The 22225-nt window shown below is 73.4% G+C and carries 20 protein-coding genes; 8 read left to right on the forward strand and 12 right to left on the reverse strand.

Annotated features, from left to right (window positions below; all coding sequences use genetic code 11):
• Positions 1-181 precede the first annotated feature (181 nt).
• The 3 genes from ACIPW5_RS35355 to ilvA form a co-directional block, all read right to left on the reverse strand.
• Positions 182-1039, reverse strand: a complete 858-nt coding sequence (locus ACIPW5_RS35355) for an ABC transporter permease (protein WP_401254137.1) — start codon at positions 1037-1039, stop codon at positions 182-184.
• Complete coding sequence (locus ACIPW5_RS35360) at positions 1036-2037, reverse strand: ATP-binding cassette domain-containing protein (protein ID WP_401254140.1); 1002 nt, start codon at positions 2035-2037, stop codon at positions 1036-1038. Before ACIPW5_RS35360 ends, ACIPW5_RS35355 begins: the two co-directional genes overlap by 4 nt.
• 175 nt (positions 2038-2212) lie before the next feature.
• Positions 2213-3445: a threonine ammonia-lyase gene (gene ilvA / locus ACIPW5_RS35365; RefSeq protein ID WP_401254143.1), complete on the reverse strand. Its 1233-nt coding sequence runs from the start codon at positions 3443-3445 to the stop codon at positions 2213-2215.
• A 290-nt stretch (positions 3446-3735) separates the two neighbouring features.
• Between ilvA and ACIPW5_RS35370 the strand changes: the two genes are divergently transcribed.
• The 3 genes from ACIPW5_RS35370 (at position 3736) to ACIPW5_RS35380 (ending at position 5021) form a co-directional block, all read left to right on the forward strand.
• Positions 3736-4257: a MarR family winged helix-turn-helix transcriptional regulator gene (locus ACIPW5_RS35370; RefSeq protein WP_401254146.1), complete on the forward strand. Its 522-nt coding sequence runs from the start codon at positions 3736-3738 to the stop codon at positions 4255-4257.
• Positions 4258-4329: 72 nt separating this feature from the next.
• Complete coding sequence (locus tag ACIPW5_RS35375; protein WP_401254149.1) at positions 4330-4773, forward strand: RNA polymerase; 444 nt, start codon at positions 4330-4332, stop codon at positions 4771-4773.
• Positions 4770-5021 (forward strand): hypothetical protein, encoded by a 252-nt coding sequence (locus ACIPW5_RS35380; protein WP_401254152.1) that lies wholly within the window; start codon positions 4770-4772, stop codon positions 5019-5021. Before ACIPW5_RS35375 ends, ACIPW5_RS35380 begins: the two co-directional genes overlap by 4 nt.
• A 23-nt stretch (positions 5022-5044) precedes the next feature.
• On the opposite strand, the gene ACIPW5_RS35385 is transcribed toward ACIPW5_RS35380, so the two are convergent.
• On the reverse strand, positions 5045-6202 hold the full coding sequence (locus ACIPW5_RS35385; RefSeq protein ID WP_401254155.1) for a cystathionine gamma-synthase: 1158 nt from the start codon (positions 6200-6202) through the stop codon (positions 5045-5047).
• 130 nt (positions 6203-6332) lie between these two features.
• Here ACIPW5_RS35385 and ACIPW5_RS35390 point away from each other — a divergent pair, with 130 nt between their 5' ends.
• The 4 genes from ACIPW5_RS35390 to msrA all read left to right on the forward strand — a co-directional run bounded on the left by ACIPW5_RS35390 (position 6333) and on the right by msrA (position 11108).
• On the forward strand, positions 6333-7439 hold the full coding sequence (locus tag ACIPW5_RS35390) for a hypothetical protein (protein ID WP_401254157.1): 1107 nt from the start codon (positions 6333-6335) through the stop codon (positions 7437-7439).
• Positions 7440-7614: 175 nt separating this feature from the next.
• The gene (locus ACIPW5_RS35395; protein WP_401254160.1) at positions 7615-9213 is read left to right on the forward strand and encodes a M48 family metalloprotease; all 1599 of its coding nucleotides are present in this window, start codon (positions 7615-7617) and stop codon (positions 9211-9213) included.
• Complete coding sequence (locus ACIPW5_RS35400) at positions 9210-10352, forward strand: hypothetical protein (RefSeq protein WP_401254163.1); 1143 nt, start codon at positions 9210-9212, stop codon at positions 10350-10352. Before ACIPW5_RS35395 ends, ACIPW5_RS35400 begins: the two co-directional genes overlap by 4 nt.
• Before the next feature lie 93 nt (positions 10353-10445).
• On the forward strand, positions 10446-11108 hold the full coding sequence (gene msrA, locus ACIPW5_RS35405) for a peptide-methionine (S)-S-oxide reductase MsrA (protein ID WP_401254166.1): 663 nt from the start codon (positions 10446-10448) through the stop codon (positions 11106-11108).
• A gap of 21 nt (positions 11109-11129) precedes the next feature.
• Here the strand turns inward: msrA and ACIPW5_RS35410 are convergent, their stop codons facing one another.
• The 3 genes from ACIPW5_RS35410 to ACIPW5_RS35420 all read right to left on the reverse strand — a co-directional run bounded on the left by ACIPW5_RS35410 (position 11130) and on the right by ACIPW5_RS35420 (position 13925).
• Entirely contained in the window at positions 11130-12101 is a 972-nt protein-coding gene (locus ACIPW5_RS35410) for a GNAT family N-acetyltransferase (RefSeq protein ID WP_401254169.1), read from the reverse strand.
• Between the two features lie 135 nt (positions 12102-12236).
• A complete protein-coding gene (locus ACIPW5_RS35415; RefSeq protein WP_401254172.1) occupies positions 12237-13481 on the reverse strand; it encodes an Ig-like domain-containing protein in 1245 nt (414 codons plus the stop codon).
• Between the two features lie 159 nt (positions 13482-13640).
• Entirely contained in the window at positions 13641-13925 is a 285-nt protein-coding gene (locus ACIPW5_RS35420) for a hypothetical protein (protein ID WP_401254175.1), read from the reverse strand.
• A gap of 164 nt (positions 13926-14089) precedes the next feature.
• Here ACIPW5_RS35420 and ACIPW5_RS35425 point away from each other — a divergent pair, with 164 nt between their 5' ends.
• Positions 14090-14485: a hypothetical protein gene (locus ACIPW5_RS35425; RefSeq protein ID WP_401254178.1), complete on the forward strand. Its 396-nt coding sequence runs from the start codon at positions 14090-14092 to the stop codon at positions 14483-14485.
• 66 nt (positions 14486-14551) lie between these two features.
• Here ACIPW5_RS35425 and hutH read toward each other — a convergent pair whose 3' ends face one another.
• From hutH to ACIPW5_RS35450, 5 genes are all read right to left on the reverse strand, one after another.
• Positions 14552-16093 carry a histidine ammonia-lyase gene (hutH, locus tag ACIPW5_RS35430; protein ID WP_401254213.1) on the reverse strand — a complete coding sequence of 514 codons (1542 nt, stop codon included), beginning with the start codon at positions 16091-16093 and terminating at the stop codon, positions 14552-14554.
• 1734 nt (positions 16094-17827) lie between these two features.
• The gene (locus ACIPW5_RS35435) at positions 17828-18946 is read right to left on the reverse strand and encodes a GGDEF domain-containing protein (RefSeq protein ID WP_401254181.1); all 1119 of its coding nucleotides are present in this window, start codon (positions 18944-18946) and stop codon (positions 17828-17830) included.
• An 83-nt stretch (positions 18947-19029) separates the two neighbouring features.
• Positions 19030-19833 carry an enoyl-CoA hydratase/isomerase family protein gene (locus ACIPW5_RS35440; protein ID WP_401254183.1) on the reverse strand — a complete coding sequence of 268 codons (804 nt, stop codon included), beginning with the start codon at positions 19831-19833 and terminating at the stop codon, positions 19030-19032.
• 26 nt (positions 19834-19859) lie between these two features.
• Positions 19860-20951, reverse strand: a complete 1092-nt coding sequence (locus ACIPW5_RS35445) for an adenylate/guanylate cyclase domain-containing protein (protein ID WP_401254216.1) — start codon at positions 20949-20951, stop codon at positions 19860-19862.
• 278 nt (positions 20952-21229) lie between these two features.
• On the reverse strand, positions 21230-22096 hold the full coding sequence (locus ACIPW5_RS35450) for a biotin--[acetyl-CoA-carboxylase] ligase (RefSeq protein WP_401254186.1): 867 nt from the start codon (positions 22094-22096) through the stop codon (positions 21230-21232).
• Positions 22097-22225: the final 129 nt, after the last annotated feature.

Here is a 22225-nt window from a genome sequence, read left to right on the forward strand (position 1 = left end):
ACCCTCACCCATGTCAGTCCCTCCACGACTGGCGAACGCCGCTACCAACGGCGCTGAAGGCCGCTACCAACGGCCTGAACCCCCACGACGACCCAACGCCGCGGGGGTTCACTGCTGTTGCGGAGGCTACGCCCGGCCCATCGAGCGCACTGTCGATTCCGACCGCTGTAACCCTGACGGGTCAGCTGGCCGCGCGGCGGTACTTGCGGACGGCGAGGGTCCGGAAGACCACGATGATCAGGGCTGACCAGAGGAGCGAGGCCCAGACCGGGTGGGCCATCGGCCAGGCGTCGGACGGAGACACTCCGGGGTTGCCGAAGAGCTCGCGGGCCGCTTGAACGGTCGCGCTGAAGGGGTTCCATTCGGCGATCGGCTGAAGCCAGCTCGCCATGTTCTCGGTCGGGACGAAGGCGTTCGAGATGAACGTGACGGGGAAGAGCCAGATCAGCCCGCCCGAGGTGGCCGCCTCCGGGGTGCGCACCGACAGGCCGATCAGGGCGCCGATCCAGGAGAAGGCGTAGCCGAGCAGGAGCAGCAGGGCGAAGCCGGCGAGGACCTCCCCGGGGCTGGTGTGGGTGCGCCAGCCGACGAGCAGGGCGACGACGGCGAGCACCACCATGGTCAGCGCGGTCTGCACGAGGTCGGCGAGGGTACGGCCGGTGAGGACCGCTCCGCGGGCCATGGGCAGGGAGCGGAACCGGTCGATCAAGCCCTTGTGCATGTCGTCGGCGATGCCGGCGCCGGCGCCGGCGGTGGCGAAGGTGACGGTCTGGGCGAAGATGCCAGCCATCAGGAACTCGCGGTAGGCGGCGGCACTGGTCGAGCCGCCAATCATCATCGAGCCGCCGAAGACGTAGCTGAACAGCACGACGAACATGATTGGCTGCACCAGCCCGAAGACGACCATCTCCGGAATCCTGGTCAGGCGGATCAGGTTCCTGCGGGCGATGACCAGGGAGTCCCTGGCGCCCTGGGTGATGCCGCCGCTGGGGCGGGGGGCTGCGAGGCCGGAGTCGGGGTTCGGGGAGGTGATGGTCACTTTGCCGCCTCCTCGGGGCTGCGGGCGGGCCCGGGGGTGCCGTTCTCCTCGGTGGTCAGCTGGGTCGCGTGGCCGGTGAGGGAGATGAAGACGTCGTCGAGGGTGGGACGGCGCAGGCCGATGTCGTCGATCTCGATGCCCCGGGCGTCCAGCTCGCGGATGACCTCGGCGAGCAGGCGGGCGCCGCCCGCGACCGGGACGGTGAGCTTGCGGGTGTGGTCCTCGACGGTGGTCTCGCCCTTGCCGAAGCCGGAGAGGACCTCCCGGGCGGTGGCCATGTGGCCGCGGTCGTGGACGACGACCTCGACGCGTTCGCCGCCGGTCTGCGCCTTGAGCTCGTCGGAGGTGCCGCGGGCGATGACCTTGCCGTGGTCGACCACGCAGATGTCGTGGGCGAGGCGGTCGGCCTCCTCCAGGTACTGGGTGGTCAGCAGCAGGGTGGTGCCGCCGGCGACGAGTTCCTCGATGACGTCCCACAGGGCCTGGCGGTTGCGCGGGTCGAGGCCGGTGGTGGGTTCGTCCATGAACATCACGGGCGGGCGGACGACGAGGGCGGCCGCGAGGTCGAGGCGCCTGCGCATGCCGCCGGAGTAGGTCTTCGCGGTGCGGTCGGCGGCGTCGGCGAGGTTGAAGCGTTCCAGGAGCTCGGCGGCCCGGGTCTTCGCCGCCCTGGCGTTCATCTGGTAGAGCTGGCCGACCATCTGGAGGTTCTCGCGGCCGGTGAGGTATTCGTCGACGGCGGCGAACTGGCCGGAGAGGCCGATGGAGCGGCGGACCTCGTTGGGGTGCTTGAGCACGTCGATCCCGGCGACGACGGCGCGGCCGCTGTCGGGCTGGAGGAGGGTGGTCAGGACGCGTACGGTCGTGGTCTTGCCCGCGCCGTTCGGGCCGAGCAGGCCCAGGACGGTTCCTTCGGGGACGTCGAGGTCCACGCCGTCCAGTGCCCGTACGTCGCCGAAGGTCTTGACGAGTCCTTCGGCGTATATGGCGCCTGGCATAGGGGTACTCCCTGAGCGATGGGGCCGGCAGATTCTGGACATTCCTAGGCAAAGCCTAGGGGGGCCGGGCAGCCGTCGCCCGGTGCACGGGCACCGTATCGCGTCATATCGCGTTCCGCCACGGCTTTCGCGCAGGGCGAGCCCCACCGGTCACGCGCGGCACGCGGGCCCCGCGTCAGTCCATGACCTGATAGCCCGCCGCGTGCAGGGAGCGGGCGACCTCCGCGCAGTGCTCGGGCCCCTTCGTCTCCAGCTGCAGCTCCACCTCCACCTCGGTCAGCCCGAGCCGCGGATCGGTGCGCAGGTGGCTGACGTCCAGCACGTTGGCGTCCACCGTCGACAGCACCGCCAGCAGCCCCGCCAGGGCGCCCGGCCGGTCCGCGACCCGCAGCCGCAGCGACAGGTAGCGGCCCGCCGCCGCCATGCCGTGCCGCAGGATCCGCTGGAGCAGCAGCGGGTCGACGTTGCCGCCCGACAGCACGGCGACCACCGGGCCGTTCCCGTACAGCTCCGGCTCGCTCAGCAGGGCCGCCACCGTGCTGCACCCGGCCGGCTCCACGACCAGCTTGGCCCGCTCCAGGCAGAGCAGCAGGGCGCTGGACAGGGCGTCCTCGGACACGGTCCGCACGTCGTCCAGCAGCTCCCCGATGATCGCGAAGGGGACGTCCCCGGGGCGGCCGACCTTGATGCCGTCCGCCATCGTGTTCGGGTTCTCGATCGACACGGGGTGCCCGACCCGCAGCGAGGGCGGGTACGCGGCGGCGCCCGCCGCCTGCACCCCGATCACCTTGACGTCGGGGCGCAGCGCCTTGACCGCGACCGCGACGCCGGCGGCGAGCCCGCCGCCGCCGATGCCGACGAGGATGGTGCGCACCTCGGGGCACTGCTCCAGGATCTCCAGGCCCACCGTGCCCTGGCCGGCGATGATGTCGCGGTGGTCGAAGGGGTGGATGAACACCGCCCCGGTGCGGTCGGCGTACTCCTGGGCGGCGGCGAGGGTCTCGTCGACGACCTGGCCGTGCAGGCGCACCTCGGCGCCGTACTCCCGGGTGGCGGCCACCTTCGGCAGCGGGGCCCCGACCGGCATGAACACGGTGGAGCGGACGCCGAGCAGGGAGGAGGCCAGGGCCACGCCCTGGGCGTGGTTGCCGGCGCTGGCGGCGACGACCCCGGCGGCGCGCTGTTCGGGGCGCAGGCCGGCGATGCGCACGTACGCCCCGCGGAGCTTGAAGGAGCCCGTGCGCTGGAGGTTCTCGCACTTGAAGTGGACGGGGGCGCCCGTGAGGGCCGACAGGTGGCGGCTGCCCTCCATCGGCGTCACCCGGGACACGCCCGACAGCATCTTCTGGGCTCCCCGGACGTCGTCGAGGATGACCTGCGGAACGGGCACGGGCACGCGGTAGTTCATGCGGCCAGTCTCGCAGCCCTCGGGGGCCCCGGCTCAGGGACGGACGGCGCCGGTCAGGGGGCCGGGCGGGGTGCGCCGGGGCGGGTCGGCCGGGGCGCCGGGGCCGTGCGGGGCCCTGGCAAGGGGCGCACAAGGGGCACACAACCGGCGAAATCTCGCCATGCGGGACACTCCTGCGGCGGTCTCCGCGACGGGGCGTATCAGTTGTCAAACGCGGCGTACGAGGCGCCGCACGGCCGCGTACTCTGTCCCCCATCCCTGTCGGCCCCATGCGAAGAGAGCCCACGGCCATGCCCTCGATCCCGGCCAGTTCCGACCTGCCCACGGCGGCCGAAGCGCCCGCCGGAGCCGGACTCCTCGACGCGCTCCAGCACCAGGTGGCCGTCTTCGCCCGCCGTGCCGAGCAGACCCGCCTGGGCGGTGTCGGCCAGGCCCGCAACTCGATGGACCGGGCCGCGTACCTGCTGCTCAACCGGCTCGACCTGGAGGGCCCGATGGGGGTGAAGGCGCTCGCGGGCGGGATGGGCATCGACTCCTCCACCGTGACCCGCCAGGTCGCCCCGCTCGTCGACAGCGGCCTGGTCAAGCGGACCTCGCACCCCGAGGACGGGCGGGCGGTGGTGCTCGCGCTGTCCCCGCGCGGGCTGGCCCGCCTGGAGGAGGTCCGCTCCTCGCGGCGCGAGCTGATGGCCCGGGTGACGGAGGGCTGGGCGGAGGAGGAGCGCGAGGTGTTCACCACGCTGCTGACCCGTTTCAACGGCTCGCTGTCGGAGCTGATGGCCGCTGTGTCCGAGGGCGGCCCGGCCTCCTGACCCGGCGGACGCCGACGCGCCGGATCCGGCCGTGTCCGACCCCTTGACCGGGGTGGTGGCACCGGCCCCACCATGTGTGCTGTGGACCGGCGTTCGGGGCGTGATGCGGAGTTCGAGGCCTTCGTCGCGGGCGCGGCGGGGCGGCTGCTGCACGTCGCCGCGCTGCTGACGGCCGAGCCCCCGGACGCGGCCCCAGCCGCCCGGCGGATCCTCGCGGGCGCGCTGGCCCGTACGTACGCGCACTGGGCGCGGCTGCGCGACGACGACCCGTACGACCACACCCGCGCCGAACTGTGCTCCGCGTACGCCCGCGCCGCCCGCCGGCTGCCGGCGGGCGGCGGGGTCCTCGCCCCGCTGGGCCCGCTGGAGCGGCTGGTGCTGGTGATGCGGATCTACGAGGGCGTCGCCGAGGAGGTCACGGCCGCGCAGCTGGGGCTGCCGCCGGAACGGGTCGAGGCGGTCTGCAACCGGGCGGTGGCGATCCTGCGCTCGCACGCTGCGACGGAGGCGGCATGAGCCCCCTGGACCGCAAGGAGACGCAGGTCAGGCAGCTGCTCGACGGCCCGCACCCGGCGGTCCCGGCCGGCCTCGCGGCGGCGGCGCGGGCGCACGGCAGGCGGCTGCTGCGCCGTCGGCGGGCCCTGCGCCGGTTCGGCTGGGCGCTGCTGTGGGCGGCGGCGGTGGCGTTCACGGTGTGGGCGGCGCTGACCCGCCCGTGGGTGGTGCCGCCGAGCGGGGTGTCGCCGCCCCTGGAGGGCTGGTAGCCCTCCAGGGGGGTGCGTACGTCCTAGCCCAGGGCCTGGACCAGGTCCGCGACGAGGTCGTCGGCGTTCTCGATGCCGACGGAGACGCGGATCAGGTCCGCGGGGACCTCCAGGGCCGAGCCGGCCACCGAGGCGTGGGTCATCCGGCCCGGGTGCTCGATGAGGGACTCGACGCCGCCGAGGGACTCGGCCAGGGTGAAGATCTTGGTGCGGGCGCAGACCGCGACGGCCTCCTCCTCGCCGCCGGCGACCTGGAAGGAGACCATGCCGCCGAAGTTGCGCATCTGCTTGGCGGCGATCTCGTGGCCCGGGTGCTCGGGCAGGCCCGGGTAGAGGACCTTGGTGACCTTCGGGTGGCGCTGGAGCGCCTCCACGACCTTCGCCGCGTTCTCGGCGTGCCGGTCCATGCGCACGGCCAGCGTCTTGATGCCGCGCAGCACGATCCAGGAGTCGAAGGGCCCGGCGACCGCGCCCATCGCGTTCTGGTGGTAGGCCAGCTCCTCGCCGAGGGCCTCGTCGGCCGTGACCAGGGCGCCGCCGACGACGTCGGAGTGGCCGCCCATGTACTTGGTCAGGGAGTGCACGACCACGTCGGCGCCGAGCGCCAGCGGCTGCTGGAGGTAGGGGGAGGCGAAGGTGTTGTCGACGACGAGCTTCGCGCCGGCCTCGCGGGCGATCTGGGAGATCATCGCGATGTCGGTGATGCCCAGCAGCGGGTTCGAGGGGGTCTCGACCCAGATGACCTTGGTCTTCGGGGTGAGGGCGGCGCGCACCGAGTCCGCGTCGGAGGTGTCGGCCACCGACCACTCCACGCCCCAGCGGGAGACGACCTTCGCGAAGAGGCGGAACGTGCCGCCGTACGCGTCGTTGGGGATGACCACGTGGTCGCCCGGGGAGAGCAGCGTGCGCAGCAGGCAGTCCTCGGCGGCGAGCCCGGACGCGAAGGCGAGGCCGCGGCGGCCGCCCTCCAGCGCCGCGAGGTTCTCCTCCAGCGCGGTACGGGTCGGATTGGCGCTGCGGCTGTACTCGTATCCGCCGCGCAGGCCGCCCACGCCGTCCTGCTTGTAGGTGGACACCTGGTAGATGGGCGGTACGACCGCGCCGGTCTGCGGGTCCGCCGTGTTGCCCGCGTGGATCGCGCGGGTCTCGAAGCTCTGGTGCTCGTGGCTGTCGTCGCTCATGAGGCAGATGCTATGCCCCGTCAGCGCCCCGGTCCTCTCCTGGCCCGACCGTGCGCTGACCTGCGGGCGGAGCGGGCGGGCGGAGCGGGCCGTTCGCCATTCGGCGGCCGGGTCTGGTTCGCTTGGCGGTATGCAGATTATCTGGGTCCTGATGGGGCTGGCCGTGGCCTTGGCCGTGTTCTTCTCGTTCCGGCGGGGCAGGGGCGGTGGCCTGACGCTGGTCGCGCCGGGCAGCCCGGACGCCGCCGACCCCGCGGACTACGGGTTCGCGCGCGAGGAGGAGCTGGACGTCCGGGTGCCGGGGCCCGACCACGACTTGATGGAGGCCCTGGAGAACGTCCAGCGCACCGGCCACTGGCGGGCCGCGTCCGCGCTGCTCGCCGGCACCCCGAAGGACGGCGAACGGCGCTGGCAGCGCGTGCAGGCCTTCGGCGGCGCGGCGGCCCTGGACCTGGCGCAGCGGCCGGGGGCCGGCGCGCAGTGGCTGAAGGCCTGGCGGCTGGAGGCGGAGAAGGACGCGGGGGGTGCGCAGGTGCACGCGGAGCTGCTGGTGCAGCAGGCCTGGCGGTCCTCGGGCGGGGTGGGCTCGCAGGACCACCGGATCATCCTGGAGGAGGCCCGCGACGCCTGCCGCAAGGCGTCGCTGCTGGCGCCCGGCGACCCGGTCCCGGTGATCACGGAGCTCGCGGTCGCGCGGGGGCTCGGGTATGCGGAGGCGGAGTTCGACGCGCTGTGGGCCCGGGTGATCGACGTGGCGCCGGCGCACATGGGCGCGCACCTGGCCGCCCTGCACTACTGGTGCGAGAAGTGGCACGGTTCCCGCGAGAAGGCCGACGCCTTCGCGCACGCCGCCGCGGCCCGGGCCCCGCAGGGCTCGCTGCTGGCGGCGCTGCCGCTGTTCTCGGTGTACGAGAACATGCCGGACACGGTCCTGGTGAGCGACTTCGGGAAGACCGCGGTCGTCTCGCGGGCGCTGGAGGGGGCCCTGTACGCGGTGCACCAGGCGCGGGCGGACGATCCGATGCTGGCGCACGTACGGCACCTGCTGCTGTGGTTCCTGGTGGGCGCGGGCCGCTGGGCGGAGGCCATGGAGCAGGTCCGGCACGTCGACGGGTACGTGGGCGCCCTGCCCTGGTCGGCCTCGGAGGAGCCGGCGGCCGCGTACGCGGTGGCGCGGGCGATGGCGGTGGCCGGGTACGAGGCCAACGGCGGTTCCCCGGCGACGCTGCCGCACTGACCCGCGGCCGGGCGGCGGAGGGGTGCGTGCGGCGCGTGCCGCTCCGCCCCGCCCCCCGCTGAGGATTTCGGTACCCCCGCTCCCGGCCTGTCGGTGCCGGGTCGTAAGGTGCGCGTAAACATTGCACCATGTGCGCGTCAAAAGCCGCACCATCCCTCGGGGGGACCCCTTCCATATGGGCGCTTCGCTGCGCGCTCTGCGCGCCCTCGTCCTGCTCGCAGGCTTCTACCTGCTCAGCGTCTTCCTGCTCGCCCTCCTCGGGCTCGCCGACTGGGCCGCCGTGTCCTGGCTCAACGGCGCCATGGGCGGCAAGGTCGTCATAGGTACGGTGGTCCTCGCCATACCGATCATCCGCGGCATGTTCATGCTCCGCACCCCCAAGGCCGAGCCCATGCCCGGCGTCCGCGTCACCGAGGCGCAGGAGCCCGCCCTGTGGCGGGCCGTGCGCGAGGTCGCCGACGAGGTCGGCACCCGCGCCCCCGACGAGATCCTGCTGATCGACGAGGTCAACGCGGCCGTCTCCGAGGACTCCCGGATGCTCGGACTGGTGGCCGGCACCCGCCGCCTCTACCTGGGCCTGCCCCTGATGACGGGCCTGGACGAGATGCAGCTGCGCGCGGTCCTCGCCCACGAGATGGGCCACTACGCCAACTTCGACACCCGCCTCACCCCGCTGATCGCCCGCGGCCGCGCCCAGCTCGTGCGCACCATCCAGCACTTCCACGACCGCGCGGACAACACCGAGGCCAAGGAGCGCGCCAAGCAGGAGAAGCGCGCCGAGAAGCGGATCGCCAAGGGCAAGAAGGCCAAGGAGATCGACACCGACGGCGCGGGCTTCTCGTACCGCGCGATGGCGAAGATCTACACCGGGTACGCCCACTTCTACATGCGGGCCACCCTGTCCTCCTCGCGCCGCCAGGAGCTGGCCGCCGACCTGGCCTCCGTCCGCGTCGCCGGCCGCGACTCCGCCGCCTCCGCGCTGCGCGAGCTGAACGCCCTCGACTCGGCGCACGGCTTCTACATGAGCTCCTACGCCACCCTCGGCGTCGGCGCCGGCCTGCTGCCGCGCCCCGGCCAGGTCTTCGGCGGACTCCGGCAGCTGCTCGACGCCCGCTCCGACGAGCTGGAGGGCCTGCGCCGCGAGCTGTCCACCGAGCCCGCCTCCCCGTACGACTCCCACCCGGCGCTCGCCGAGCGCGTGGCCCGCATCGAGGCCCTGCCGGACGACGGCCGCGCCGGGCAGAGCGCCCGCCCGGCCCTGGAGCTGCTCGCCTCCCCGCAGGAGGCGCTGGCCGCGCTGGAGCAGGTCGTCCTCACGCCGGAGGCGCTCGCGCTCACCCGCGTGGACTGGGACGAGCTCGTCCACCGGTCGATGACCACCTACGTCGGCCGGGGCGCGGAGGACATCCGCGAGGCCCTCACCGCCGAGGGCGCGGGCCCGGGCCTGGGCGACGTGCTCGACGCGATCGACGCCGACCCGGCGGTGCGCTGGCGGATCGCCGACCGCTTCCCGAAGTCCGAGGAGGCCGGGGCCGCGACCGGCCGCACCGCCCGCGAGTTCGCCCGCCCGGTCGTCCGGCGGGCCCTCGGCCAGCTCGTCACCGTCGAGCTGCTGGCCCGCGGCGCCGCCCGCTGGGAGCTGTCCTGGTCGGACTCGGCCGCCCTGTCCTACCCCGTACCCGGTTTCGAGGACGAGCTCGGCCCCGCCCTGGACGCGGCCGTCGCCGACCTGCCCGACACCGAACTCCTGAGGAAGCTGGTGCTCGCCCCGTGACCGCCGTACTCGCCGTCATCGGCATCCTGGTCCTGGCCGTCGCCTGCTGGGTCCTGCGCGGGATGTACCTCATCCGCAAGGCCAAGCGCCTGGAGGCCGAGATCGGCACCCTGAACGCGCAGACGGACGCCGTCGAGGCCGACACCGCGGCCCGCAAGGCGGCCGAGGTCGTCGCCCTCGGCTTCGTCGCCGAGGCCGACCTCGACACCGAGAACCCGGCGCCGGTCCCGGCCGGGCGCCTCGCCGTCCTGGAGGCCGTCCGCTCGGGCGACTGGGAGGCCGCCGCCGCCTACGTCGAGGCCGCCGGACAGGACTGGCAGGAGCGGCTGGAGCGGGTGCGCCCGCTGGCCGAGGCCGCCGCCGAGGACGACGCCTGGCTGCTGGCCTGGCGCGCGGCCCGGCCCGGCGACCCCACCGCGGCCCTCGTCAACGCCGACACCAGCGTGATGGTCGCCTGGAACGTGCGCGGCAGCCAGTCCGGCAGCCGCACCACCCAGGAGCAGTTCCGGCTCTTCCACCAGCTCCTCACCAAGGCCCAGGCCGACGCCCACGAGGCGCAGAAGCTGGCCGACCCGGCCGACCCCGCCCCGTACGTGGTCGAGCAGGCCATCGGCATGGGCCTGGGCTACTCGCACGAGCGCTACCGGGAGCTGTGGGCGCGCATCACCGAACGCGCCCCGCGGGTGCTGTGGTCGCACGTCGCGGGCCTGCAGTACTGGTGCGCCAAGTGGCAGGGCTCGCACGAGCTGGCCATGGCCTTCGCCCGCGAGTCGGCGGCCGCCGGCAAGCCGGGCGACCTGCTGACCCTGCTCCCCCTGATGGCGTACTTCGAGCAGGAGACGTACGAGGACGACCTCCTGCCGGAGACCTACTACAAGGAGCCGGAGATCGTCGCCGCGGCCGACGCGGCGCTCGCGGACCTGGCCGCCGCCGGCAACGACCACCCCGGGACCCCGCGCATGCGGCACATGCTGGCCTACCTGCTGTTCTGGCAGGACCGGGACGCGGAGGCGGTCGAGCAGTTCCGGCACGTCGACGGGTACATCGGGGCCGCGCCGTGGACGTACGCCGGGGAGCCGAAGCGGCGCTACCTGTACGCCCGCGACTGGGCGGTGAACGTGACCACGCCGGACGAGTAGGACGCGGCGCAGGCGGTCGGGGGGGGGGGGGGGGGGGGCGCCCCCCCCCCCCCCCCCCCCCCGACCGTTGTGCCTCCCACAAGGAGGGAATCCATGTTCTCGTACCGCCGCACGCCCGAGCTCCCCACCCGCGAGGAGGCCCTGAAGGGCCGCGCCGAAGCGCCGTTCGCCCTGCCCGAGCGCCACACCGTCCTCGGCAACCCGCTGTCCGGCCCCTACCCCGAGGGCCTGGAAGTCGCCGACTTCGGCCTGGGCTGCTTCTGGGGCGCCGAGCGCAAGTTCTGGCAGACCCCCGGGGTGTGGACCACCCTGGCCGGCTACCAGGGCGGCTTCACCGAAAACCCGCTGTACGAGGAGGTGTGCTCCGGCCAGACCGGCCACACCGAGGTCGTCCGCGTGGTCTTCGACCCGGCCCAGGTGTCCTACGCCACCCTCCTCAAGCTCTTCTGGGAGTCCCACGACCCCACCCAGGGCTTCCGCCAGGGCAACGACGTCGGCACCCAGTACCGCTCGGCCGTCTACACCCACTCCCCCGCCCACCAGGCGGCCGCCGAGGCCTCCCGCGAGGCCTACCAGCGCGTCCTGACGGCCTCGGGCCACGGCGACATCACCACCGCCGTCCTCCCCGCCGAAGGCCGCCCCTTCTGGCCGGCGGAGCCGTACCACCAGCAGTACCTCGACAAGAACCCCGGCGGCTACTGCGGCATCGGCGGCACGGGCGTCTCCTGCCCGATCGGCGTGGCCGCGGCGGAGTGACGCCCGCCCGGGCCACCGCGGTCAGAGCTTGAGCTGGAAGAGGCCCGCGTCGCGTTCGCGGCGGTAGCCGAGGGAGGCGTTCACCGCCAGCATCGGGGCGTTCTCGTCGGCCACCGTCGTCCCGATCCACCGCAGCCCCGGCAGCCGCTCGGCCGCGTACGCCTCCATGCGGAGCTTGACCGCGCGGCCCAGGCCGTGGCCCCGGTGGGCGGGGACGACCACGGTGTCGTACTGGAGGGCGCGCGGGCCCGCCGGATCCGGCAGCACCAGCACCGTGTACGCGGCCACCTCCCCGGCCGGGGTGACCGCCGCGGCCAGGGCGATCTCCCCGCCCCGGTCCAGGACCAGCCGCTGCGCGCCGTGCACCCGCTCGACGGTCCACGGCTGGAAGGTCTCGTCGCTGTCCCCGCTCGGGGCGTCCTCCATCGCGCCGTGGGCGACGGCGGTGGCCGGGGCCCAGTCGTCGGGCACCAGGCCCGGCCAGACGTGGAGCTCGTAGCCGGGGGTGGCGGGGAACTGCGGCGGGCCGTCCTCGCCGAGCTCCCGTACGTACCAGGCCATCGAGAGCACGTTCTCGAAGCCGAGGGACTCCGCGAAGGCCTGTCCGGGGCCGCCGAGGTCGGTGACGGTGGCGACGGAGGTGCGGCCCTGGTCGAGGAGCTCTCGGCGGATCCGCTGCCACAGGGCCGTGCCCACGCCGCGCCGGCGCGCGTCGGGCCGTACGGTCAGCTCGTCGAGGAAGGCGGTGTGGGTGTTGCCCCGCTCGGTGAAGAGCAGCAGGGCGGCCTGCCCCTCGCCGTCCCCGGCCGTCCAGTGCACGAAGCGGCCGCGCGACGGAGGGACCCGCAGCCGCCCGACGGCCTCCGTCCGCGAGGGTGCGGGTACGGCGGGCAGGGCGGCGGCATCGGCCGCGTGGGCGGCGACCTGCACGGCCCACCAGGCATCGACCTCGGCGTCGGTGGGCGGCACGGACAGCGTGTTGATCTTCGTCATGGCAGGACTGTAGGCGCGCGCCCGCCGGACCGGTCGGTTCCGGGGGGCGGGAGGTTCACGGCCGGCCCCGCAAACGCCGGACGGCGGGAACCCCTTCCGGGGTCCCCGCCGTCCGTTCGTACCGCTGCCGTGGCGTCAGGCCGACGGGCCCGCCTTCCACTCGGCCCACGACATGTTCCAGCCGTTGAGGCCGTTGTCCGGCTTGATGGTCTTGTCCGGGGAGTTCACCACGGTGACCACGTCGCCGATGAGCGAGTTGTCGAAGAACCAGGCGCCGGGCTGGTTCGGGTCGTTGGCGCCCTTGGCGTCGTTCAGACCGACACAGCCGTGGCTGGTGTTGACCTTGCCGAAGATCGAGTCGGCACCCCAGTAGTTGCCGTGGATGAAGGTGCCGGACGTGGACAGCCGCATCGCGTGCGGGACGTCCTTGATGTCGTACTCGCCCTTGCCCTCCTTGTTCGTGAAGCCCACGGTCGAGCCGTCCATCCGGGTCTCCTTGAACTTCTCGGAGATCACCATCTGGCCGTTGTAGGTGGGGTTCTCGGGAGAACCGGCCGAGATCGGGATGGTCTTGAGGACCTGTCCGTCACGGGTCACCGTCATCGTCTTCGCCTTCACGTCGACGGTGGAGACCTGGCTCCGGCCGATCTTGAAGGTGACGGTCTTGTTCTGCGCGCCGACGATGCCGGGCGCGCCCTGCACGCCCTGGAGGGCGAGCTTCAGGGTGACGGTGGAGTTCGCCTGCCAGTACTGCTCCGGACGGAAGTCCAGGCGCTGGTTGCCGAACCAGTGGCCGACGACCTCCTGGCCGCTGCTGGAGGAGACGCTGATGGCCGCCTGGACGGCCTTCTGGTCCTTGATCGGCTTGTTGAAGGTGATCGACACCGGCATGCCCACGCCGACCGTCTCACCCTCCTCCGGGACGAAGGAGCCGACGAAGCTGTTCTCCGGGGAGAGCGTGGTGAAAGAGGCGTTCTCGTGCGCCTCGCGCCCGGCCTCGTCCTTCGCGGTCGCCGCGAGGGCGTACTTCGTCGAGCGCTTCAGCGCGGAGTCCGGCTTCCAGCTCTTGCCGTCGGCGGCGATCTTGCCGGTGATGGCCGCACCGTCGGAGCTCTTCAGCTCGACCTTCGTGAGCGTGCCGTCGCTGACGGCGACGTTCGTCCCGTCGTTCAGCGGGACGTTGGTGGAGCCGTCCTTGGGCGTGATGGCTATTCGGGCCTTGGAGGCGTCCTTTGCCGCCGCCGCGTCGACCTCCGCCTGCGACTTGCCCGCGTCCGAGCTGCCCTGAGACTTTTCGCCGCCCCCGTCATTGCAGGCCGAAAGCATCAGTACGCCACCGAGCACGGCGGACACGGCCACCAGGGACCTTCTCCGCCGCATGCTGTACGTCCTCACACGTCACTCCATCGTTGCCGTGAAACCCCGGGCTGCGATCCCGGGATCGGGCCGGGCAGGGGGCGACGCCCCCCGCTCGTCCTGACAACGCGTTAACGACGCGGTTCGGTTCCACATCCCGTTCGAATGTGTGCAACCCCACGGTCAGGCGTTGTCGGCCCCTTCTTCGAAACCACCATCTTCCTCGTCGAGGTCCCACTCCAGGGACTCGGGGTCGTATTCGACCGGTTCGCTGCTCCAGGAGGCCTGTGCCAGCTCGACTCCGGTCAGCTCCGCGACCAGGTCGGTGGGGTCGACGAGGTAGGCCAGGGCCTCCGATTCGTCCTCCATGACCGCCGACTCCGCGTGCGCGCGCTCCTCATCCGGCATGAACTCGTCGGCCTTGATGTGCGCGAGGGCCGCGCCGATGAGGGCGTCGGAGTCCGTCACCTCCAGCACCAAATCCACCCGAAGCCGTACGTATCGTGATTCATCAGAAGGGTTCATACGACGGAGAGTAAGCCCGCGACAGCCTCGACTTTCCCGCGACCCGCCCCTTTCACTAGCATCTGCGCACACGGCCAATTCGCTGCTTCCGCAAGGGGGATCGCACCGTGTCCGCACGTCGACCTCTGCTCACCGCCCTCGGGGCCACCACCCTCCTCGCCGCCCTCTGGTTCGTCCCGTCGGCGAACGCCACCGCCCCCGGCACGTCCGCGGGCACCCAGGGCGCGCCCGCCGCCGCCAACACCGGAACCGTCTCGGACTCCGGGACGGACTCCGGCACGGACGACGACGCCGACACCGGCGCCGCCACCGGTACGGGCACTAGTACGGGCACCGGCACCATCGCCGGCGTCACCGAGGAGCGGCCCGCCGGCATCACCGTCCTCTCGCTCGCCGACACCGGCAGCGTCGACACCACCCCGTACGTCCTGGGCGGCACCCTCTGCCTCGGCCTCGGCGCCGGCTTCGTCACCTTCTCCGTACGCCGCTCCCGCAGCCTCTAGGAACGGCGGAAGGGCCGCACCCCGGACGGGGTGCGGCCCTTCTGCCGCGCTCGCTGCCGACCGGGGTCAGGCGAGGGGACCCGTCACCGGCTCCACCGCCGCGACGAGCCCGCCCGCGCGGACGAAGGCGTCGGCGGCGGCCAGGTCCGGCGCGAGGAAGCGGTCCGGGCCCGGACCCTCGACGCCCGCCGCACGCGTCGCCGCGATGGCGGCCTGGCTGGCCGGCGCCGGGGTCAGCCCGTGACGCAGCTCGATGGCGCGGGTGGCCGCGTACAGCTCGACGGCGATGATCCGGGTCAGGTTGTCGACCGCGGTACGCAGCTTGCGCGCCGCCGACCAGCCCATCGAGACGTGGTCCTCCTGCATGGCGGAAGACGGGATCGAGTCGGCGGAGGCCGGCACGGCGAGCCGCTTCATCTCGCTGACCAGGGCGGCCTGCGTGTACTGGGCGATCATCAGACCGGAGTCGACGCCGGCGTCGTCCGCGAGGAACGGCGGCAGGCCGTGGCTGCGGTTCTTGTCGAGCAGGCGGTCCGTGCGGCGCTCGGAGATGGAGCCGAGGTCCGCGGCGGCGATGGCCAGGAAGTCCAGCACGTACGCCACGGGCGCGCCGTGGAAGTTGCCGTTCGACTCCACCCGGCCGTCGGGCAGCACCACCGGGTTGTCGACGGCCGCGGCCAGCTCGCGGGAGGCCACGAGGGCGGCGTGCGCCATCGTGTCCCGGCCCGCACCGGCGACCTGCGGGGCGCAGCGCACGGAGTAGGCGTCCTGCACGCGCGGGGCGGACTCCTCCTGGAAGTGCCCGGTGAGCCCGGAACCCTTCAGCACGGCGGCCATGTTGGCGGCGGACGCGCCCTGGCCGGGGTGCGGACGGATGGCGTGCAGCTCCGGCGCGAGCACCTTCTCGGTGCCGAGCAGCGCCTCCAGCGTCAGCGCGGCGGTGATGTCGGCGGACTTGTACAGGGTGTCGAGGTCGGCGAGGGCCATCACCAGCATGCCGAGCATGCCGTCGGTGCCGTTCAGGAGGGCGAGGCCCTCCTTCTCCCGGAGCTCGACGGGCTCGATGCCGTGCTCCGCGAGCAGCTCGCCGGCCGGGCGGACGGTGCCGTCGGGGCCCTCGGCGTCACCCTCGCCCATGAGCGCGAGGGCGCAGTGGGAGAGCGGCGCGAGGTCGCCCGAGCAGCCGAGGGAGCCGTACTCGTGGACGACCGGGGTGATCCCGGCGTTCAGCAGGTCGGCCATGGTCTGGGCGACCGAGGGCCGCACGCCGGTGTGCCCGGAGGCCACCGTCTTCAGACGCAGGAACATCAGGGCGCGGACGACTTCCCGCTCCACGCGCGGGCCCATGCCGGCGGCGTGCGAACGGACGATGTTGCGCTGGAGCTGCGCGCGCAGCTCGGGGCTGATGTGCCGGGAGGCGAGCGCCCCGAAGCCGGTGGAGACCCCGTAGACGGGCTCGGGCTTGGCGGCGAGCGCGTCGACGATCTCGCGAGCGCGGCCGAGCGCTTCCAGCGCCTCGGCGGACAGCTCGATCCGCGCGTTGCCGCGGGCGACGGCGATGACGTCCTCGGCGGTGGTCCCGGACGTCCCCACCACGACAGTGTGCATATCCATATTCAGCACCCTACGGACTGAATCCCTTCATGTCACCCCTCCATTTTGCGACGGGTCGGTGTCACGCGGTCCGGGGCGCGGGCGGGCCATCTCCCCCGCGAGGGGGTGGGGGCGGGTCGGCGGCTGCCCACCCGCCTCCCGGGGTGCGGGTGGGTGCGTACGTGGCACCGTGCCGCGGTGGGGGGCCTGCGGGCGGGGTGGGGCTCGGGCGGTGTCCGGCCTTGCCGGGTCGGGGTACGGGGAGCGCGGGGCGTGGCGGCGGGGGCGTGCCGTCGGTGTCCGAGTGCGGCAGGGTTCCGGTTGCGGGGCGGGGGGCGGGGGTGGGCGGTATCCCCCTGGACCGGATCAGAGCAGGTAGGGGGCTTCCCGTCAGTCCATCGTCCTTCCGGTTCGCACCGGTCCCTCAAGGGCGCTCCTTCGTCGCGTCGCTACGCGATGGCCTTCGGCCACCCTTGACCGACCGGCACGAACCGGAAAGCCGAAAGACTGCCGGGAAACCCCCAAAGAAACGGTCACCGGGCAGAGGACAGAGGGACGGGCCCGTCAGCGACGAGCGAGGGGCCGGGCCCCGGCCCGCCGGGCATCCGGGCCCCGTACCCATGCCGCCGGGCCAAGAGCCCGGCCACCCGCAGCAGATCGCTACGCGCTCCCCCCGTCTCAGCGTCCGGCGACCGCCTGTGGCTGATACCCGCACCAGAGGCCGACCAGATCAGCCCAGGAAGCCGAAGGGCGCGTCAGATCGCTACGCGCTCCTCGGATTTGAGCGCCCGACGACCGCCTTGGGCCGATACCTGCACCAAAAGTCGATCAGAGCAGCGCAGGGACCCGACATGCGCATCAGACCGCTACGTATCCCTCTCGTCTCGGCGTCCGGCGGCCTCCTTGGGCCCAGAAGGGCTATCCGACTCCAACACACCCCAGCACAAAGGACATACAGCGCGCGCAGGTCTTCCGTACGGCCTGCGACCAGCCCATGACGGACCGCCGGACGCCGAGAGGAGAGGAGCGCGTAGCGATCTGTTGCGCCTGTCGGATCCCTGGCCTGCTCTGATCGACTTTTGGTGTAGGTAGCAGCCCAGGGCGGTCGCCGGACGCTGAGAGATGAGGAGCGCGTAGCGATCTGTCGCGCTTGGGTGCTCCGTAGCGGGCTCTGATCGACTTTTGGTGCAGGTAGCGGCGCCCCTGGCCCTGGGCGAGGGCTGGACGGGCCCGGATGGCAGGCGGGCCGGGCCCGGCCCTGCCGCCTCATCGCTGAGAGGCCCGTCCCTGTTCCTCTGGACCGTGCCGTTTCTTTGGGGGTTTCCCGGCAGTCTTTCGGCTTTCCGGTTCGGGTCGGTCGGTCAAGGGTCGCCGAAGGCGATCGCGTAGCGACGCGACCGCAGGGAGCGCCCTTGACAGGCCGGCACGAACCGGAAGGACGATGGGACTGACGGGAAGCCCCCAACCCTCCCTGAGACCGCCCGAGGGGCTACCGCCCCTGCCGCCCCCCGCCCCGGAACCAGACCCCCGCCGCACTCGGACACCGACGGCACGCCCCCGCCGTGACGCCCCGCGCTCCCCATACCCCGACCCGGCGAGGCCGGACACCGCCCGGGACCCACCCCGCCCACAGGTCACCCCACCGCGGCGCGGTGCCACGTACGCACCCACCCGCACCCCGGGAGGCGGGTGGGCAGCCGCCGACCCGCCCCACCCCCTCGCGGGGGAGATGGCGCGCCCGCGCGGCCCCTACTGCCGCCCCCGGAACCGCCGGCGCTCGCCCTTGCCCTCGCGGGCGGCTGCGGCGTCGGCCAGGCGGACCACCGCCGTGTCGCGGCCGGCTACCACCGGTTCCTTCGACCGGGCCGCCTTCGCCTTGTACTGGGCCGCGTCCGCGAGGCGGAAGAGGCGCCGCGAGGACTTCACCGGCCCGATCGGGTCCCCCGTGGAGGCGACCCCGCACGCCACGCCCTCGCCCAGCTCCAGTTCGGCGGCCCGTACGCACACCTCGCCGGTGACCCGGACCACCTCGTCCGCCGACGGGCCCGCGCTGACCAGGCAGAACTCGTCCCCGCCCAGCCGCGCCACCAGCGCCCCCGGGAGCATCGCCCCGCACAGGCTCAGCACCGATCCGAAGCGCTCCAGCAGGCGGTCGCCCGTCGCGTGGCCCAGGGTGTCGTTGACCCGCTTGAGGCCGTTCAGGTCGCACACCACGAGGCTGACCACCGTCCCGGTGCGGCGGTGCTCCTCCAGCGCCTCGTCCAGCCGCATGTCCACGGCCCGGCGGTTGGCCAGGCCGGTCAGCGGGTCCGTGAAGGCCAGGCGCCGGGCCTCCTCCAGGCGTTCGTTCTGCGCGAGCCCGGCCGCCACCACCGCCGCCAGCACCGCGGCGAACTCCGCGTCGCCCTCGTCGAAGTCCGGCAGCCCCTCGTCCCGGGCCACGTACAGCTCGCCCCAGGCCCGCCCGCTGAGCACGACCGGCGCGACCACGCACGTGCCGCGCCCGCGCCGTCGCAGGGCGTCCCCGCGCCGCCCGGGGCGGTCGCCGACGGCGCTCTCGACCCAGGCGTGCGGGCCGCCGCCGCCCACCCAGCGCTCGTGCAGGAACTCGGTGATCTCGGGGAAGTCGTGCACGGGGTAGGACTCGTCCTCGGGGAACTCCTCCTCCCCGGCCCGCCGCTCGCCCTCGTTCACCAGGACCCGCAGCAGCCCGCGCTCACGCTCCCAGGCCGAGATCGCGGCGAACGAGCCGTCCATCGCCAGCCTGGCCCCGCGCGCGGCCGCCCGGACGCTGTCCCGCGGCGTGCCGGCCGCCGCCATGGCCTGCGCGAGTGCCACGACGGCCCGCAGCCGCCCGTCAACTCCCATCACCCCAGACTAGGGAGTTTTATCCGATTAGGTGATGGTTGGGCGTGTTTGGGGTGACCGGCCGCCACCCCGGCGGCCCGCTCCTACTGCCCGGGCCAGTTCGGCTTGCGCTTCTCGTTGAAGGCCGCCACGCCCTCCGCCCGGTCCCCGGAGAAGGCCACCGTCCGCCAGGCCGCGTCCTCGATCTCCAGCCCCGCCGCCAGGTCCATCCCGTGCCCCAGCCGCAGCGCCCGCTTGGCGGCGCGCAGCCCGACGGGCGAGTTCGCCGCCATCGTCAGGGCCAGCTCCAGGGCCCGCTCCCGGTCCCCGCCCGCCGCGGCGACCTCGTCGACCAGGCCCAGGGACAGCGCCTCGGCCGCCTCCACCCGGCGGGCGGTGAAGATGAGCTCGGCCGCCCGTGCCGCACCGACGCGCCGCGGCAGCAGCTGCGTACCGCCGCCGCCCGGGATCACGCCGACCGACACCTCGGGCAGGCCGACCACGGCCGTCTCGTCGGCCACGATCACGTCGCAGGCCAGCGCCAGCTCGAAGCCGCCGCCCAGCGCGAAGCCGTGGACCGCCGCGACGGTCGGCATCGGCAGCTCCAGCACGCCCCCGTAGGCCCCCCGGGTGGTGGGCCGCTGGCGCACCAGCTCGGCGTCCGAGAAGGAGTTGCGCTCCTTGAGGTCCGCGCCGACGCAGAACGCGCGCTCGTGGGTGGAGGTCAGGACGACGACCCGTACGCCGGGGTCCGCGGCGAGCGCGTCGCACGCGGCGGAGATCGAGCGCGCCATCTCGGTGGAGACGGCGTTCATCGCCTTCGGCCGGTCCAGTACGAGCTCGGCGACCACGTCGCCGTCGCCGTGCCGCCGCACCGCCACGAACTCTCCGAAGCGCTGCTCAGACATGCTGCCACCCTCCCGGTTAACGATCGTTACCCGGGGATCTTAGGTGTCCTCCGCGTCAGCGACCAGGGCTCGACGACTCCCAGGCCGCGCACCGGCCGCTGCCACATCGGCTGGAGCGCGAAGCGGTACGTGCCGCCGCCCTCCTCGTTCTCGGCGTCCTTCTCGGACTTCGGCGCGGCGCCCGTCCGGCTGAGCTCCTCGGCCATGGCGCCGTCGACCAGCACCGCGTCCTTCGGGGCTATGGAGGTCAGCCGGCTGGCCAGGTTCACCGTGGTCCCGAAGACGTCGCCCATCCGGGTCGTCACCGTCCCGAACGCGATGCCGACGCGCAGCTCCGGCATCTGCGGGTCCGCCTCCATGGTCTCGATCAGCCGCAGCGCGATCTCGGCCGCGGTCGCCGCGTCGTCGGCGCAGTACAGCACCTCGTCGCCCAGCGTCTTGATCAGCCGGCCGCCGTGCGCGGCCACCAGGTCGGCCGCCGTCGTCTCGAAGGCCTCGACGAGCTCGCCGAGTTCCTCCTCCTCCAGCCGCCGCGTCAGCCGGGTGAAGCCCACCAGGTCCGCGAAGCCCACCGCGAGGCGCCGGTCGACCATCTCCTCGTCGTCGGCGACCTGCACCACCCGGCCGGTGGCCGCCGCCAGCTGGCGGCGCCAGACGTAGACGAGGAACTCCTCCAGCTCCGGCAGCAGCAGCTCGACCAGCGGGTACGTGACCTCCGTGCGGGTCATGCCCGGCTCGGGCGGCTCCGTCAGCCCTTCCAGGAAGGAATCGATCTGCCATTCGGCCAGCCGGGCGGTGGTCTGCCCGGTGGACCGGGCCACCTGCACCGCCATGGGCTCGCTCAGCAGCCCCGCCTCCACCAGGCCGGCCAGGCGCCGCAGCGCCAGGACGTCGGCCTCGGTCAGGGCCTTGGCCTGGCCGATGTCGGCGAAGCCCATGGCCCGCCAGAACCGCGAGGCCAGCTCCATGGACACACCCGCGCTGCGGGCCGCCTGGAACGGCGTGTAGCGCCGCTCGGCGCCCAGGATCAGCTGCTCCAGCCGGATGGCGAGCGGGTCGGCCGTGGGCTGTGCCGCGTGGTCGACCTCGTGGAAGGGCGTGTGCTGGTCCCGCCCGATCGGGGTGCCCGGGTTCCCGCCGGAACCGGACCCGGACGCGGACGCGGACCCGGACGCGGCGCCCGACGGCGACGCGGACGCGCTGGACTGAGAATCGTCGACGGTCAAGGGCCGCCTCCTGTCCATTCCGTGCGCGCTGCCGAACCGGGTGATCACCGGGAGGACCGGGATCGCCTAAACCATACGGCAGGTGTGCCGTAGCTCACTCCCCCAGTTCCGGCCCCGCACGTGCGGGAAACGCCGTGCAGGTCCGGGGGTGGGCCCCCGGACCTCCGGTGCTACCTCACCGACCTCAGGTGCACCACGTCCCCGGCGCCCACCGCCTCGCGGGCGTCGTCGGCCGTGCGGATGACCAGCCGCCCGTCCGCGTCGAGCGCTTCGGCCGTTCCGGTGAGTTCGCGCCCGCCCGGCAGGTCCGCGCGGACGTGGCGGCCCAGCGTCGCGCAGCCGGCCGCGTACGCCTCCTGGAGGCCGCTGTCCGCCGGGTCGCCGGCCGCGTCGCGCCAGCGCCCGTACCACTCCTCCAGCGACCGCAGCACGGCCTTCAGCAGCGGCTCCCGGTCGGTCACCGCCGCCTTGGCCAGGAGCAGCGACCCGGCCGCCGGCACGGGGAGCTCGTCCTCCGTCAGGGTGACGTTGAGGCCGATCCCGAGGACGACCCCGTCCGCGACCCGCTCCGCGAGGATGCCGCCCGCCTTGCGCTCCTCCCCGTCCACGTTCACCAGCAGGTCGTTCGGCCACTTGAGCGCGGTGTCCACGCCCGCGCCCCGCGACAGCCCGGCCGCCGCGGCCACACCGGCCAGCAGCGGCAGCCACCCCCACCGCTCCTGCGGCACGCCCGCGCCCGGCTTGAACAGCACGGAGAAGAACAGCCCCGACCGGGCCGGCGCGACCCAGCTGCGGTCCAGCCGCCCGCGTCCGGCCGTCTGCTCCTCGGCGACCAGCACGGCGCCCTCGGGCAGCTCCGCGGCCCGGGCCGCGAGATCGCTGTTGGTGGACCCGGTGGCGGCGACGACCTCCAGGGAGGTCCACAGACCGTCCGGCGTGACGAGCGCCTTCGTGAGCGCGGAGGCGTTCAGGGGCGGGCGGTCCAGGCTCGACCAGCGGCCCGCGCCCGCTCCGGCTGAAGCATCTTGTGGAGTCATGCAACCCAATGTAGGTGTGTCAAACGCCGCACTGCCGAGCGCCATGCCCGCCGATACGCTACGCACCAGTAGCCAGCAGCAGTCAATCAATTGACCAGGCAGTTGACACCACACAGGGAGCCGCGACCC

Origin of the sequence: Streptomyces sp. NPDC090077 (genome assembly GCF_044747545.1) — a bacterium.
Classification (GTDB): Bacteria; Actinomycetota; Actinomycetes; order Streptomycetales; family Streptomycetaceae; genus Streptomyces.